This is a genomic window from Parapedobacter sp., from assembly GCF_035556095.1.
Taxonomy (GTDB): Bacteria; Bacteroidota; Bacteroidia; order Sphingobacteriales; family Sphingobacteriaceae; genus Parapedobacter.
The window spans coordinates 86,388-102,815 of the sequence record NZ_DATMFT010000011.1 but is presented as its reverse complement, the minus strand read 5'-3'; the positions used below and the strand labels follow the sequence as shown (position 1 = coordinate 102,815).

Sequence of the window (16,428 nt, the reverse complement as noted above, 5' to 3'; positions counted from 1 at the left end):
AGTATTTTATTTCAAAATACGGTAATTGACCACAATGGAAAGAATCAAATTGCTTGTTAGTTTTTGTATACGATACGGCTTATGGCCTGGTCTGAAGTTATATTTTCAGGTGAAGACAGGTCGTGTTGATTGCATTAAACTGGCATCGGTTAAACATCCATTTTCATTGCGAGCTAATACGTCGGATATTGATGTATTTTACCAAGTATTCTATAATGGTCATTATGATATCGAATTTGGTAATCCAAGCGTCATTATCGATGGGGGAGCAAATGTGGGGCTTTTTGCGATATTCATGAAAAACAAATATCCCAATGCAAAGATTATCTGTATTGAGCCAGACAGCGAGAACTTCGGTATCTTGAAAAAAAATACCGTAATGTATGATGAGATTTATAGTGAGCAAGCTGGACTGTGGAAGTATGATTCGGTATTGAAAACCTACAATAAGCCTAATGCCGAAAAATGGGGAGTAGTTGTTGAAGAGGACGTTGAAAATGGGGATATAAAAGCGATGTCAATGCAGTCATTATTCCATAAGTATGACATTGAATACGTAGATGTTTTGAAACTCGATATCGAATCCAGTGAAAAAGAGTTGTTTGAGGGTGATAGCCATGAGTGGTTGGGAAGGGTAAAGACTATTGTAATAGAATTACATGACGCTGACAAGAGTGGTTGTTCTCGGTCTTTTTTTGAGGCAATCAACGCTGCTTTACCACGATATACCTTCGCCATGAAGGGAGAGAACGTGATTATCGAAAATCTGGACTATAAATTGGAATTGCAACGGTAATCGTTTCCCTGTTGTGGTAAAGAAAATAAGCTTTCTATTCGTCTTAAGGTTTGCCAAGATCGTCTTATCGATTTTAAGCTTATGGTTGTCTGCTAAGTACTTCGGTACATCGGTGTGGCGGGATGTATGGTTGCTTGCTTTGAATGGCATCATCGTATTAGATGCGGCATTATGGGGCCCATTGAATGAGATTTTTCGGACGAAATTTATCTTTATCCGTGAAGATGAAGGGGAGCAGCAAGCATTGGTGAAGGTAAAGTCTCTTTTTTTTTATACATTCATCGTATCGGTCGTCTTAGTTGTCCTTATCGCTTGTTTCCATGATTTATTTGTTAGATTGTTGGCACCTGGTTTTGACGATGCTGCATTAAGCTCACTGTCGCTGATGCTTTTGTTGCTCGTTCCTGCGTTGCTTTTAAATCAACTAAACCTGTTGCTGACCGGGTTGTTGAATGCTTACCATTCTTATGTTATCCCAGATGTTGTGGCATTCATTAGCACGGTGGCCAATATCATCCTGCTGATATTGCTTGCTCCAGTTATTGGAATATTTTCATTGGTAATTTCTTACTATCTGGGGGTTTTGTTACTTACTGCGTTGCTGTTATGGCAGGTCTCCCGATTAAAAATTGCATTGTTTTCGAATGCCGGTCCCTTACGGTTTTCCTACTTTTGGGTTTTCTTCGGTTTTTCATTGCCGTTTTTTTATTCGTATTTTCTAGGCCAGGTAAATACGATTCTCGAGAAGTCTTTAGCAAGCACACTAGGCATTGGCATGGTATCTATGGTGGATTATGGCAGGAAGTTTTCGGAGATGCTAATCATGGTATTGTCGGGTATTTTGATGACTTTTATGGTACCCTCCATTTCTCAGCATTTTATAAAAAAGGATTATGATGCTTTTTTCGGTGATTTCCGATTGATTTATCAATGGGGACTTTTGATAATAGCTGTTTTTGTAGCTGTATTTTCGGTAATTCCTGATGTCTTTGTCAATTTATTTTATAGTCAAGATTCTATACAAGCAGGTGAGTTAGAAGTGATAACTAGGTTATCAATGTTATATGCGTGGGGCGTTCTTGTCGTATACCTGTATTTTGCATTCGGTATGGCATTGCTATCTTCCAACAACCGAAAAAAACATGCATACTTCGCAGTAGTCGCCCAAGTTATTGCTATAGGTTTAAACCTAGCATTGGTGAAACGTTTAGGAGAAATAGCCTTTCCAGTAGCGTACATCACCGGCCATTCGGTTGGTGCTATCGTAATGTTTGTTTTCTTTCCATTCCGTATCAGGAAATTGTTTTTTGAAACGATTAAATATTTCGGATTAATCGGTTCAACGGTGGGGATCATGTACGTATTTGATCATTGTATAACGTTCATGTTATCCGATGTAGTACGTTTGACCTTATATACAGGTGTGGCGGTGTTTTCTGTGGCTACATTCGTTGTTGTTTTTAGGCTTGACGAGAGAAGGTATCTGAAACGATTATTTCGAGGGTAATGCTTTTTTACAGATGAAGAGGTTTTTGACAATTTTCCCCGAATTAGAAAATGTTCATCTAGCGAAAGATGTTGGCATGATACCGTACTTTTTACACCGTGAAAGGGGTTACGAATGTACAATCGCTTGTTTTGGAAAAGGGAATTACCCCTATCTTAACCAAGAGGCTAAGGGACTAAAAATAAGGCAAATAAGGAAATTGTTTAAAAACGATTTCCTGAATTTAGTGGTGTTTGTTTTATCGGAGCACAGGAGGTATGATGTGTTACAGATGTATCACTATTCCAGAGAGACACTGGTCCTGTTGTTCATGTTTAGAATGTTGGGTCTATTCAGAAAGCAGACGTATCTCAAGCTTGATGCGGATGACCGTGTAAGGAATTTCAAATACCATGGAATCCGTGGTTTATTCGCCCGCTTTCTGTTTCGTTCCATCTCCTTAGTCACGGCGGAATCCATTCCAATTTGTACAAACCTAAATCACAGCCACCGAATGGGAAAAGAAGTGGTATACGTTCCTAACGGATTTTATAAGAACAGAGGGCGAAATAGCAGGATTCAGTATGCGGATAAATCTAATGTCATTCTTTCCGTAGGGAGGTTGGGTGCCGAACAGAAAGCAACGGAGCTTGTCTGTGAAGCGTTTCTGAAGTTTATCCCCGCTTATCCAGAGTGGACATTAATGTTGGTGGGCGCAGAAGAGCCGGCTTTCCGTGACTATTTGGATAACCTTTTAGGTGAAGAAGAGTGTTTGCGAGGCAGGGTTATACGTGCCAATGAGGTTGCTGATCGGGCGCTATTGGTCTCATATTACGACCGGGCGAAAGTTTTTGTGCTTCCGTCTCGTTGGGAAGGGTTTCCCTTAGTATATCTTGAAGCCATGGCATCAGGGTGTTATATCATCACGACGCCGGTTTCTGCTGCATTTGATATTACAAAAAACGGTGAGTTGGGTGCAATTGTCCCTTTTGAAGGGGTTGAAGAAATAACAAGCGCATTGAAGGATTTTGTAGCACGTGAATCTATAATGGAGTCGATTAGTGGCCAAATTCAGGATTATGCTTATCAAAATTTTTGGTGGCCTGACATCGTCGAAACGATTGATAAAAAGCTCAGCCAATGATAGAATTGCAGATATCGTTTGTTATTGTCAATTATAATACTGCTCGGCTTACATTAAATTGTATCCAGTCGATTGTCAAATATTGTTCCTCGCTAACATACGAAATCATCGTCGTCGACAACGCGTCATCGGACAATTCAAAAGAAGTTTTGGGGAAATTGGATTCCATTATATATATCCAACGATCCGAAAATGCCGGGTTTGGGCGAGCGAATAACCGCGGAGCCGCAAGAGCAACAGGGAAGTATCTTTTTTTTCTGAATCCAGACACTTACCTGTTAGATAATGCCCCTAAGTTTTTTTTTGATTTTATGGAGCATGCGGAAAATCAGGGTGTGGGGTGTTGCGGGGGAGACTTAATAGATGACTTTGGGAACCAACAAGTGTGCTATGGGAACTTTCCTACGATTTTCGAACTCTTTTCTCAATTCGGTTTTTGGCGGTTATATCCAAGGTATTATCGCGAAAAATTGGCAATCAGCCGGGTTAATCATTCCGACACGCCCGTGGCTGTTGACTATATTTGCGGTGCGGATATGTTTGTCCGTAAATCTGTGTTTAATGAATTGGGCGGGTTTGATGAGGACTTTTTTATGTATTTCGAAGAAACCGAATTCGCTTATCGGATGAAGCGTAGTGGCTATTCTTCTGTCCTGGTTCCTTCGATCCGTATCGTCCATTTGGAGGGAGCTTCTTTTAAAAAGAAGGATGACATATATCGGTATGATAAAGTCAGGCTGTTTGAAAAAAGTAGGCAGCTGTATTTCAGGAAAACACAGGGGCGCATTGCTGCCTGTACGGTTAAGGTAATATTGAGTTTTCAGACATTGATAAGAGGTCTCTTTCGTTGGGACGGACATTACCTTAAAGTATTTCGTATTATTGTACGGTCTTGAATATGAAAAAAATATTAGTTGTGTTTGGTACTCGACCGGAGGCCATCAAAATGGCCCCTGTGATTAGAGCTATTCAACAGCGAAAAGATGACTTCTTCCTGGAAGTTTGTGTGACCGCTCAACACCGCTATATGCTCGATCAGGTGCTTTCTTTTTTTGAAATTGTGCCTGACTATGATTTGGACCTGATGCGTAGTAAACCTGATCTTTTCGAACTGACTGCGGGTGTACTGCTTAAAATGAAGGAAGTGCTTGAAGCTAGCCGACCGGGTTATGTGTTGGTACATGGTGATACGACGACCGCAATGGTCGCTTCCTTAGCAGCTTATTATAAGCAGATTCCTGTTTGTCACGTAGAGGCTGGCCTTCGAACATACAATGCTTATGCCCCTTTTCCTGAGGAAATAAATAGGCAAATGACAGGACGTATTGCCCACTTACACTTTGCACCGACACTGAAAGCTAAAGAAAACCTCATAAAAGAGGGAATACAGGCATCGCGAATCCAGGTTACCGGCAATACGGTGATCGATGCCCTGCATTGGGCGAAGGAAAAACTGCTTTATTATCAAGATGATGAAATAAAAACCTTACATGAGGTCATTAGTAATGCCGGTAGAGTCATACTTGTCACTGCGCACCGTCGGGAAAACCATGGTAAGGGCATTATCGGTATCTGTCAAGCATTGCAGCAGATCGCGCTACGCAATGATATCGTTATCGTATTTCCTGTACATTTAAACCCTGAAGTACATAAACCCGTGTACGACTTATTGGGCAACCTCCCAAATGTCATATTGGTGGATCCGCTTGGATATCCTGCCTTTACTTGGCTGATGCTACGTTCGCATTTTATCATTACTGATAGCGGTGGTATTCAGGAAGAAGCTCCGAGCTTGGGTAAGCCCGTATTGGTGATGCGCGATGTTTCAGAACGTCCAGAGGCCATCGATTCAGGTTCTGTAAAGCTTGTGGGAACGGACAGCGAACAGATATATGCGGCGGCCACCGAGTTGTTGGATAACGATGAGGTATTCAGGCGTATGTCGGTCACCTCTATGGTCTACGGCGACGGCCAAAGTGCGGAGCGGATAGCCGATGTTATGTTGAACTTTTAATGGGACAAAGATGCTGTTGATTTTGGCGGAATACCCGGACACGAAGACGCAACACGAAGGCATGTCGCAACGGGTGATGGCCATCGACCGGCTTTGTGCGGTACATCGGCGAGTATACTTATTTGTGTCGCACCGTCGATTTTGGATCAAGGAGCGACGGCAGCTCGGAGAAAACGCTATACAGTACCGATGCAATTCTGTGGCCCACGCCACTTTTATCAATAGCCTGTTTAGGCAGGCGGATATTTGTTATTTTCATTCGGTGATTAATGTACTGCCGTTACTTCCATTTCTATCGGCGATCCCCCGGCATACCTCTGTAATATTGGATGCACACGGCGTGGTGCCGGAAGAAAGTCGATTTGCCGGCAGTAAAGTGAAAAGCAGGATGTACGGAATAGCAGAACGAATAGTGTTCCGTCGAGTAGACAAATTGATTTCCGTTTCAGACGCTATGACCGGCCATTTTCGGGAAAAGTATCCCCGATGGAGCGGTCCGGCGATGACTTATCCGATTCTGCCCAGTCATATTGGAATAGATTCGGACGTGAGTACCGGTGGTGAATCGGATACCGGCGAAATAGTGAATGTCGTATATAGCGGTAATCTTCAGTCGTGGCAAAATATCGAACTGATGTTATCCCTTATCAGCCAGCATCGTGGGAGCAGGATGAGGTTTTGGATCCTGACTGGCCAGCGCGAAGCCATGTTACGTCGGGTGGCTGCGATTGGAATGGCAACTGATAAACGCCTTTCAGTAATTACAGTTGCACCACAAGAGCTCCAGCATTATTACAGAATCGCCCACTATGGGTTTGTTTTGCGCGAGGATATGGTAATCAATCGCGTCTCTTGCCCCACAAAGCTAGTAGAGTACTTGCAGGCCGGTATTATACCCATCGTATTGACGCCAAAGATTGGTGATTTTGAAGAAATGGGATACGAATATCTTCGATATACCGATTTTTCCGCAAATTTGCCTGCTAGAAAGAGTGAACACAACCGACTACTGATGGGACGCTATATCCATGACGTCCGTGCGGTGAATTTTGCCCAACTGATTGCCTGTGACTGACCATGTGGAAATAACGATTGTCATGGCCACTTATAACGGCGAGGCGCACCTGCGGGAGCAGCTTGATTCGCTAATTGGGCAGACATATCCGTATTGGCGGTTGTTGGTGCACGATGATGGCTCGACCGACCGAACCTTAACCATAATCGATAAGTATATGCGGCAGGACGCACGAATTGCCTTGTTGGATGACGGCATAACTGGGTTGGGCGCCACTCGTAATTTCCTCCACTTACTGGATCATGTAAACACGGATTTATGTATGTTTTGCGATCAAGACGATATCTGGCTACGTGATAAAGTCGCCAAAATGGTTGAAACTATTTCGATCGATGGCGGTGCCGCGGCGGCTTATGCCAATTCTTATTTGTATGTGGGCAGCCAGGTAGTGCGGCAATTATCAACCCGGATTCACCCGACCTCATTGCGGAGTACGCTCTTTCTAAATTCGGGGATGCAAGGTTGTGCCATGATCATCAACAGGGCGTTGCTAGAGAAATTGAAACCGTTTCCAGAGACGGTTGCCATGCACGATCACCTGCTAACGTTGGGTGCAGTGGTATTTGGGAAACTGGTTTACCTCGACGAAGTGCTCACCCTGTATCGTCAACACGAGTCCAATGTTACTGGAAACCAAGATCTCGGCTTATTTCAACGAATTTTGTCTTTTTTTGTACGGTCCAAACCCGTAATCAGTCGAACGCATTACGAAGCGAATAGGGCGTTTTATAATCGATATAAAGATTCGTTAAACGCGTCGCAACAAAGGTTGTTTCAAAATTATTTCCGCTATGCTATGGAAGCAAACCTCATTCAACGGCTATTGATTTTGCTGGAAAATAAATTTACCTTGGGAGACAAAAGAGGGGTCTTACTAGTGAAGACACTGTTGCGGAGACCCGTTTCATAAAGTTAGGATGGAAAAGGCTAGCCCGTTTATTACGTTGTTTACACCTGCCTATAATAGGAAACCCTACTTGCTTCCATTGTACAATAGTATCAAACAGCAAGCTTATCGCCGTTTTGAATGGATAATTGTGGATGATGGCAGTACAGACGGTACGGGTGAGGAAGTTGCTGGTTTTATCGTTGAGGGCGTGATTCCAGTCCGGTATCATTTCCAAGAGAATGCGGGGAAACATGTAGCTATAAATAAGGGCGTGGAGTTGGCGAATGGTGAATTATTTTTTATTGTCGATAGCGACGATACCTTAACGCCCGACGCACTTTCCATTGTAGCTGAGCAGTGGAATGCCGTGCTTGCGCGACCAGATGCCGATCGGTTCGCGGGTGTATGTGGATTGCGTGTGCATCAAGATGGTCGGGTAATCGGCGGTGATGTAGATTACGACGTGCTCGATGTATCTGCCATAGACTACCGATTTAAGTTAGGCTACAAAGGGGATCGAGCGGAAGTTGTTCGAACCAGTATTATTGCAAAATTCCGATACCCATCTTTTCGTGGCGAGCGATTTTGCGCAGATGCATTGGTTTGGAACCGTATAGCGCTTAATTATGTGATGCGGTTTTTCAATAAAGGCATTTATGTCTGTGAATACTTACCGGGGGGGATTACGGATACATCCGTTAAGCTCCGACAGAACAGCCCTAAAGGGGCTTGCCTGTACTATGCAGAAATGGCGAAACTGCCCGGATTGACGAAGATTCAACGGTTCAAGGCCGCATTGAATTATTGGAGATTCGCAGTTTATGATAGGCAGGTTTCGTTTATGGAAAATAGAAAAGCTATTGGCACGTGTTGGTCTTACATCATGTATCCTACAATGGTAGTGTTAAAATTTTATAAGTCATTGAGCCGGTCGCACGAGTGATGTTAGTTTATTACCTACTTTTCTTCGTTACTTTTTTGTTTACGGTCTTTGACTTCATACAGTCACAGTATATCAGGCTTTTTGCTTATGTGCCGCTTTGCTTGCTATTAATCGCTTTCGTAGGATTGCGGTCATTGGGAGTCGATAATGATGGTATTGCTTACCAAGATGCATTCCAATTGGCGGGCGAGTATGCGTGGTCCGATTTGCTAAGGGGAAATTACCCGGAAACGATGGAACGTGGGTATTTACTGTTTAACAAGTTAGTGTTTACCTTAGGTGGTGATATCTACGTAGTATTTATAGTGATGGCCTTGCTAACGGGCTTGGTTAATTTCACATTGATCTTTAAATACAGTCCGATGCCTTTTCTTTCGGTCTTAATTTACCTATGTTTTTTTTACCTCTATAGGGATTTTACACAAATTCGTTACGCGCTTTCGGCTGCAGTGGGCCTTTGGGTGATATGTTTGTTAGCAGAAAAAAAATACATATGGTCTGCGGCGTTCATCTTCTTTGCTACTTTTATCCACAGTTCGATACTCATTGTACCGCTGTTTTATTTGTTTTACGCGCTAATCCGAAATCATTTGTTTTATTTGATTTTGCCAATTGTAGGGTTTATCGTAAGCTTTTTTGATCCAGTTATGTTTTTATTTACGTTAGGGGGCTTACCCCCTACATTAGCTGGTTACGTGCAGCAAGAGGAATTTGGGAGAGGGGGGTATATGTTATCTGCAATTGCACAGATTTTTATGCTGGTAATTTATTTTTACAGAAGTAAATTATTGGAGTTTTACAATGAACGAGCTATAGATCTTTTTTTTGTTGCACTGTCTTTAGGTTCGTTCATCAACCTGACATTTATCTCGTTTGCTATTATGCAACGGTTGTCCTCATTATTGTTTACGGTTATTGTTTTCGTTATGCCCTATGTTTTTTGTATCATGGAAGATGATGCCAATGAGCGTAATTTAGGTTTGCTTATTCGATTTGTTTCTATGATGTTTTTACTTTACTATGGTTTTAAGATGATTGATATAGAGTTAGTCAGGCCTTATTCAATTCTTTAGGACGAATAGGGCGGTTGATTTCTAAGTTGCTTACGATATTATAGAAGAACTATGATTCCCAGGGTGATCCATTATTGTTGGTTAAGCGACGATCCTTATCCAGAATTGGTTGAGCGATGTCTCACGAGCTGGAAAAAGAATTTGACTGGATATGAGTTTTGCCGATGGGACCTCACACGGGCACCGAAAGTGCCTTGGGTTATGGAAGCGTATAACCAAAAAAAATATGCATTTGCGGCTGATTATATTCGCTTTTACGCGTTGTATCGATTTGGGGGAATTTATTTGGATGTAGATGTAGAGGTACTGAAAACATTTGACCCCTTGCTCATTAACCGGTCTTTTATAGGGTATGACATTAATGGTTATATCGAAGGAGCAGTGATCGGGGCGGAGCCTGGAATGCCTTGGATCAAAACTTGCTTAGACGCGTATCAGGACAAGCATTTCATCAAAGATGACAGAACGCTAACTATGAAAACTGTGCCACTACTGATTGCTGATGTTTTGAAATCTCAATTCGGTGTTACAACAGGACGCGCGGAGATGAATGAGGCCTATGATGGGATTAATATATTTCCATTTTATTTTTTCTCCCCTAAAAATGCTTTTACCCAACATTACGCTGTTAACGATGAGACCTTTTGTATCCATCATTTTGATGGGGGATGGGTAAAAAAAACAAGGTGGCTGGCATTTAAGTTTTATATGCATAGGTTGTTGGTGATTTTATTTGGACAGCGTGGCCATAACCGGTTTATGCGTTTGATGAGGAGATGGATAACTGAATGAAGTGTATGACAGCCGTAAAGATTTGCCTTGTATCAAACACTGCCTGGAGTTTTGTTCGATTTCGTATTGATGTTATCGTGGCACTACGTGATGCGGGGTGTGAGGTGTTGTTGTTAGCGCCACCGGATGATGACGTGGTTACACTTAAATCATTGGGCGTTCGGGTCATCTTACTTAAGGAGTTATCGCGTAAAGGTCTCAATCCGATTGATGATATCCGGCTCTACTATGAGTTCAAGTCGATTTATCAAAATGAAAGACCCGATTTGATTTTTCAGTATACCATTAAACCAAATATCTATAGCTCGCTTGCGGCATCGCGATTAGGTATTCCCACGATCGCGGTCATCACCGGGTTGGGCTATGCTTTCATCAACAGTGGACTAGTCACTTGGGTGGTAAGAAGGTTGTATAGATTAGCCTTAAGTAGGGTTACGCAAGCGTGGTTTTTGAATCAAGACGACAGGGATTATTTCTTTCGCTATCGACTGGTTGATGCACACAAAGTTTCGTTGATTCCCGGAGAAGGGGTGGATTGCCATGGACGTTTTAACCCAGCGCTCCAGTTAAATCAAAACACTTCGGAATCGGAAGTGCTGCGATTTTTATTTGTTGGACGGTTATTGTATGATAAGGGTATTAAGGAATACGTAGAGGCAGCGGCTTATATCCGTCAGCACCATCGCAACGTATGCTTTCAAATACTGGGATATTTAAATGTGGATAACCCGGCCGCGGTGCGGAAAGAGGAATTGATGAAATGGGTAAAAGATGACATCGTCGAGTATTTGGGACATACGGATGATGTTAGGCCATATGTGCTCCAAGCGGATTGCGTCGTACTGCCATCGTATAGAGAAGGGATGTCGACCGTCTTGCAGGAAAGTGCTTCGTTAGCGAAGCCGATAATAGCCAGTGACATTGCAGGCTGCAAGGAGCTTGTCGATGATGGCGTGACGGGATTTCTATGTGAGGTGAAAAATGTTGCAAGCCTCATCCAACAATTGGAGAAGTTTTTGAGGTTATCGGAATGTAAAAGACGGATGATGGGAAATTCCGGGCGGGAAAAGATGGTAGCCGAGTTTTCGGTAGAACGGGTTATTGAAAGATACCAAGTAGAAATAGCATCCGTTCGTGGTAGGTAATCGTTTGTTACGTTAATCATCCAAATGATGAATGCCAATATTATAATTAAGCGAAATGCGTCAACAATGAAAAAAGGAAACTGCGATTTGTAATGCGGTCGAACTCGGATTGATGTACCAGTTCTAGAACAATCGGAAACCCAAGGGGAGAATCTAATTTTATTAAATTATCTTTGTGCTTGGAGAGGACAACGATAAATGCCAGTTTAGCTTGAGTTTGAAACAAGGTAATATGCTAATGAATTATAAGGTCGCACGTTATTTCTTATGTATTATATGGAGCTTCGCCCTCAGTTTAAGTCATGGAGTTTTTGCTCAGCCCGCAAGTTCGAGTGACCTTTCTCAAGTACGCGTTGATGATTTATCCGATGAACAAGTTTTGGTGTATTTGCGGCAGGCAGAGGCGATGGGGCTGTCTGAGGAAGAATTAACACAGGCGGCGCTTCAACGTGGAATGCCGGCATCAGAAGTGGATAAATTGCGTGCGAGAATAACAGCGCTGAATTCGTTACCAATCGAGGAAACACCTACTAGCCACACTTCGGAATATCGCCCGGAACGTCGATTTGTAGATACCTTGGCTACTCCGATGCCGCCCTCATCCCATACGCCCGACGAAAGGAGGTTGAAGGTCTTTGGAGCGTCGCTTTTTCAAAGTGCACCCGCCTTGTTTGAGCCCAACTTACGTCTGGCTACCCCTAGGAATTATGTGCTCGGACCAGGGGACCAAATCTTAGTTGATATTTATGGGCAGTCTGAAGAAAACTATTCGCTGACTATTACCCCCGAGGGAACGATTAATATCCCTTACGTGGGTATCGTACATGTTGCCGGTATGACCATCGAGCACGCTACGGTACGCATCAAGAGCGAACTGTCTTCCGTATATAGTGCTGTCCGTACAGGTGCCACCAAAGTGAACATTACGTTGGGGGACATACGGAGTATCAAGGTAATTCTAACCGGTGAAATTGTTAAACCGGGTACGTATACTTTGCCGTCTGTAGCTACAGTGTTCAATGCACTTTACTATTCGGGGGGACCTTCTGAGGATGGCTCGTTCAGGAATATTAGACTGATTCGTAACGGCGAGGAGATTGCCCAACTGGATATCTATGATTTCTTAATTTCAGGTAATTTTAGCCAGAACATCCGTTTGGAAGATCAGGATGTATTGATGGTTCCACCCTATGAAAATAGGGTAAGAGTGAATGGGGAAGTAAAGCGACCGGCCATATTTGAACTAAAGCAAGGTGAAACGTTTGATAAGTTGTTGACCTATGCGGGTGGATTCACTGAGGAAGCTTATACCGCCAGGATCAAAGTTACCAAGCGAACCGATACTGAGCAGCGTATTGAAGACCTGTTGAGCAGTCAATATGCTCACTATGAGCCTCAAGGAGGGGATAGTTATGTTGTGGAACGTATTTTAAATCGATTCGAGAACAGGGTAACGATTGAAGGTGCGGTATTTCGTCCGGGCGAGTATGAACTCAGTCCCGGATTAACGCTATCAATGCTCATTAAAAAAGCCGAGGGACTGAAAGAGGACGCCTTTGTGAATCGGGGCAGTATCTTGCGATTGCAAGATGATTTACAGCATGAACACTTATCGTTCGATGTTGCTGCGATTATGGCGGGTATCGAACCTGATATTGAGTTAAAGCGTGAGGACGTTGTCAACATATCTTCAATTTTCGAATTGAGGGAAGCTTATACCGTGGATATCGACGGCGAGGTTCGTTCGCCTGGTCATTTCGCCTTTTCTGAGGGAATGACTTTGAAAGACTTAATTGTGCGGGCAGGTGGATTCCGGGAGAGTGCATCGGGTAGCCGGATTGAGATATCGCGGCGGGTAACAAATGCGGACGTGATGTCTCAATCGGCCCATATTGCCGAAATCTTTCAGGTAGATGCCGATATGGGGCTAAGTAAACGGGAGGAGGATTTTGTGTTGATGCCATTTGATCGGGTAGTGGTCCGCACATCAACTGGTTATGAAACGCAAAAGACGATTCGTATCGTGGGCGAAGTGCTTTATCCAGGATTATATACTATTCATCGGAAAGATGAGCGTATTTCGGACCTTATCAAACGTGCAGGAGGTCTTACACCACTTGCCTATGTAGATGGGGCCTCGTTGAAACGGGGTGGGTTGACGGACACTGGGACGGTTGCGGCCGAAGCGGGAACAGAAGCTGCTAATCGCGAGCGAAAGAAGCAGGAGGAATATGACCGATTACTTGCGTTGCAACAGTTACAAAGTGATGTGTCAATTTTTAATAAACTGAATATCGACAAAAGCTTTGATAATAATCTTGTGGGAATAAACCTCGAACGCATTATTATGAAGCCGGGCTATCGGGGTGATTTGATTTTGGAAGACGGTGATGTAATCCACGTACCTAAAGAATTACAAACGGTAAAGGTATCGGGAGAAGTTTTGGCACCATCGACGGCTGTGTACTCGCCTTCCAAAGGTTTCAAACAATACATTTCGCAAGCCGGGGGATTTTCATCGCGAGCCTTGCGTAAAAGTGTGTATGTATTATACGCCAACGGATCGGTGAAAAGCACGAACCGCTTTTTGTTTTTCAATAATTATCCGCCTATCAAACCGGGGGCAGAGATTTTTGTGCCGCAGAAAGAAATCAAACCCCCAATCGGTGCTCAACAGTGGTTAGGATTTGGTACGGGTATAGCTTCGCTGGCAGCAATAATTGTGACGATATTCCGTTAATCAACCTTTTCACAGATGACAGAAAACGAGAACGCTAGAATAATCCAACGGCAGGCGAGTCAAATCAGTCTTAGAGAATTGATTGTAAAGACACACGGTTTGTTGAGGTATTTATTGACAAAATGGTTAGTCATATTAATTGTTGTAGTATTCTCTAGTGGTATCGGACTATTATATTCATTAACTAAGGAAATTAACTATACCGCTAAATTGAGCTTTATCCTAGAGGACCAAAGTAACTCGGGTGGGGGCTTAGGCGCAGCGGCTAGCATCGCTGCTCAATTTGGATTTAATCTTGGGGGAATAAGCAGCTCGGGTGGCTTTTTCGAGGGAGATAATATTATTGAATTCCTCAAGTCAAGATCGATGTTGGATAAAACGTTGCTTACGGAAGTAGTCATTGACGGCGAGCGGGATTTACTGGTGAATCGGTATATTGAATATAATAAATTTAGGGAGAAATGGAGAGAAAAAGCGTCTTTGACGGGTATTCAATTCAAGGACACTACCGGGGTATATCTACAAGACAGCTTGATGGCCGAATTCTACAAATTGATTTTGGCGCGTAATCTGGTTATCGGCAAACCGGACAAAAAAATCAACATCATCGCCATCGAGATGGAATCTCCAGACCCGAAATTTTCGAAAGCTTTCGTTGAAACACTAATTGAGAACGCATCCAATTTTTATATCGAAACAAGAACGCGGAAAGCCAAAGAGAATTTAGCTATACTCACACACCAAGTAGACTCCGTGCGTCAGGAGCTTAATGATGCTATCAGCGGAGTGGCTGCTGCCGCAGACGCTAATCCAAACCCCAACAGGGCATTTCAGAGCCTCCGCGTGGGATCGCAGCTACGTGCCGTGGATGTTCAGGCTAATACCGCGATATTGACCGAATTAGTTAAAAATCAAGAGCTTGCGAAAATAACGCTACGAAATGAAAAGCCGGTTATTCAGGTATTAGATAAGCCCATACTCCCATTGGAAAGTGACCGAATAGGGAAGGCGAAGGCCATTATCATCGGTGGTTTCCTAGGGGGCGTCCTTATCTGTTTGGTTCTAGTGATGAGGCATATTTACCGCCAAATCATGGACGGCGATCCCGCATGATGGTATGCCCCATGCGGTCGCGTTTGGCGCGGAGGTATTGCTCGTTAAAGGGATTGGAGGGAATCTCAATAGGTACGTTTTCCACGATTTCCAATCCATAGCCTACCAACCCCGCCCGTTTTGTAGGGTTGTTGCTCATCAGCCGCATTTTCGTCACGCCGAGGTCCCGCAATATTTGGGCGCCAACGCCGTAGTCGCGATGATCGGGCTTAAAGCCCAGTTCAAGATTGGCATCGACGGTATCGAGGCCGTTTTCCTGTAGGTTATAAGCATGGAGTTTGTTAACCAAACCAATGCCCCGGCCTTCCTGATTCATATAGACAACCACGCCTTTCCCCGCTTCTTCGATCATTTGCATGGCCCGGTGTAGCTGTGGCCCACAGTCGCATCGGCAGGACCCGAAGATGTCGCCTGTGACACATGAACTATGCACGCGGACCAGAATGGGCTCATCGGTGACCCACTCACCTTTATAAAGCGCGACATGCTGCTCGCCGGTGTTTTTCTGTGTGTAAGCCGTGAGGTTAAACTGGCCCCATTCAGTGGGTAGATTGACCGATACCTCTCGGGTAATCAGTGAGTCTTTGTTGAGCCGATATTCAATCAGGTCTTGGATAGAGATGATTTTCAAGTCAAACCGGTTGGCTACGTCGATCAAATCGGGTAATCGGGCCATTTCACCGTCATCTTTGAGGATTTCAACCAGCACGCCTGCCGATTCGAACCCGGCGAGCCGGGCGAGGTCGACGGCTGCCTCAGTGTGACCGGCACGACGAAGTACACCGCCATCTTTAGCAATCAACGGAAAGATATGCCCCGGGCGGCCGAATTCTTCAGGTTTGATGTTAGGATTGATGAGTGCCTTGATGGTTTTTGAACGATCTGATGCTGATATGCCGGTGGTACAGCCATACCCTTGCAGGTCGACCGACACCGTGAAATTAGTTTCGTAAACAGCGGTATTGTTGCCGACCATGAGGTTCAGGTCGAGCGCTTTGCAGCGTTCTTCGGTAAGGGGCACACAAACTAAGCCACGCCCGTGGTTGGCCATGAAATTGACAACTTCCGGTGTGGCATTGCGCGCGGCAGTGACGAAATCCCCTTCGTTTTCACGGTCTTCATCATCCACCACGATGACCACTTTGCCAAGCTGTATCTCTTTGATAGCCTCTTCAATGGTATGTAACTTGATGCTCATTTATCTACTTTTATCACGCT

The 16,428-nt window shown here is 43.9% G+C and carries 14 protein-coding genes; 13 read left to right on the top strand and 1 reads right to left on the bottom strand.

Annotation, left to right across the window (positions count from 1 at the left end):
* Positions 1 to 34: 34 nt before the first annotated feature.
* From VNQ80_RS05245 to VNQ80_RS05185, 13 genes are all read left to right on the top strand, one after another.
* Positions 35 to 796: an FkbM family methyltransferase gene (locus VNQ80_RS05245; protein WP_325636403.1), complete on the top strand. Its 762-nt coding sequence runs from the start codon at positions 35 to 37 to the stop codon at positions 794 to 796.
* 13 nt (positions 797 to 809) lie between these two features.
* Entirely contained in the window at positions 810 to 2,303 is a 1,494-nt protein-coding gene (locus VNQ80_RS05240) for a lipid II flippase MurJ (RefSeq protein ID WP_325636402.1), read from the top strand.
* A gap of 13 nt (positions 2,304 to 2,316) precedes the next feature.
* The gene (locus tag VNQ80_RS05235; RefSeq protein WP_325636401.1) at positions 2,317 to 3,426 is read left to right on the top strand and encodes a glycosyltransferase family 4 protein; all 1,110 of its coding nucleotides are present in this window, start codon (positions 2,317 to 2,319) and stop codon (positions 3,424 to 3,426) included.
* Positions 3,423 to 4,322: a glycosyltransferase family 2 protein gene (locus VNQ80_RS05230; protein WP_325636400.1), complete on the top strand. Its 900-nt coding sequence runs from the start codon at positions 3,423 to 3,425 to the stop codon at positions 4,320 to 4,322. The genes VNQ80_RS05235 and VNQ80_RS05230 overlap by 4 nt, the downstream gene beginning before the upstream one ends.
* A gap of 2 nt (positions 4,323 to 4,324) precedes the next feature.
* A complete protein-coding gene (gene wecB / locus VNQ80_RS05225) occupies positions 4,325 to 5,440 on the top strand; it encodes a non-hydrolyzing UDP-N-acetylglucosamine 2-epimerase (protein WP_325636399.1) in 1,116 nt (371 codons plus the stop codon).
* A gap of 10 nt (positions 5,441 to 5,450) precedes the next feature.
* Entirely contained in the window at positions 5,451 to 6,515 is a 1,065-nt protein-coding gene (locus VNQ80_RS05220) for a hypothetical protein (RefSeq protein WP_325636398.1), read from the top strand.
* 22 nt (positions 6,516 to 6,537) lie between these two features.
* Positions 6,538 to 7,425 (top strand): glycosyltransferase family 2 protein, encoded by an 888-nt coding sequence (locus VNQ80_RS05215; protein ID WP_325636397.1) that lies wholly within the window; start codon positions 6,538 to 6,540, stop codon positions 7,423 to 7,425.
* A 7-nt stretch (positions 7,426 to 7,432) separates the two neighbouring features.
* Positions 7,433 to 8,347: a glycosyltransferase family A protein gene (locus tag VNQ80_RS05210; protein WP_325636396.1), complete on the top strand. Its 915-nt coding sequence runs from the start codon at positions 7,433 to 7,435 to the stop codon at positions 8,345 to 8,347.
* Positions 8,347 to 9,420, top strand: coding sequence for an EpsG family protein (locus VNQ80_RS05205; RefSeq protein WP_325636395.1), 1,074 nt, complete (start codon positions 8,347 to 8,349; stop codon positions 9,418 to 9,420). Before VNQ80_RS05210 ends, VNQ80_RS05205 begins: the two co-directional genes overlap by 1 nt.
* Before the next feature lie 51 nt (positions 9,421 to 9,471).
* The gene (locus tag VNQ80_RS05200; protein ID WP_325636394.1) at positions 9,472 to 10,212 is read left to right on the top strand and encodes a glycosyltransferase family 32 protein; all 741 of its coding nucleotides are present in this window, start codon (positions 9,472 to 9,474) and stop codon (positions 10,210 to 10,212) included.
* On the top strand, positions 10,209 to 11,357 hold the full coding sequence (locus VNQ80_RS05195; protein ID WP_325636393.1) for a glycosyltransferase family 4 protein: 1,149 nt from the start codon (positions 10,209 to 10,211) through the stop codon (positions 11,355 to 11,357). The genes VNQ80_RS05200 and VNQ80_RS05195 overlap by 4 nt, the downstream gene beginning before the upstream one ends.
* A 238-nt stretch (positions 11,358 to 11,595) precedes the next feature.
* Complete coding sequence (locus tag VNQ80_RS05190) at positions 11,596 to 14,097, top strand: SLBB domain-containing protein (RefSeq protein ID WP_325636392.1); 2,502 nt, start codon at positions 11,596 to 11,598, stop codon at positions 14,095 to 14,097.
* 210 nt (positions 14,098 to 14,307) lie between these two features.
* Positions 14,308 to 15,210 carry a lipopolysaccharide biosynthesis protein gene (locus tag VNQ80_RS05185; protein ID WP_325636391.1) on the top strand — a complete coding sequence of 301 codons (903 nt, stop codon included), beginning with the start codon at positions 14,308 to 14,310 and terminating at the stop codon, positions 15,208 to 15,210.
* Here the strand turns inward: VNQ80_RS05185 and VNQ80_RS05180 are convergent.
* Positions 15,188 to 16,408: a bifunctional 3,4-dihydroxy-2-butanone-4-phosphate synthase/GTP cyclohydrolase II gene (locus tag VNQ80_RS05180; protein ID WP_325636390.1), complete on the bottom strand. Its 1,221-nt coding sequence runs from the start codon at positions 16,406 to 16,408 to the stop codon at positions 15,188 to 15,190. The two genes, VNQ80_RS05185 and VNQ80_RS05180, sit on opposite strands and share 23 nt — an antisense overlap.
* Positions 16,409 to 16,428: the final 20 nt, after the last annotated feature.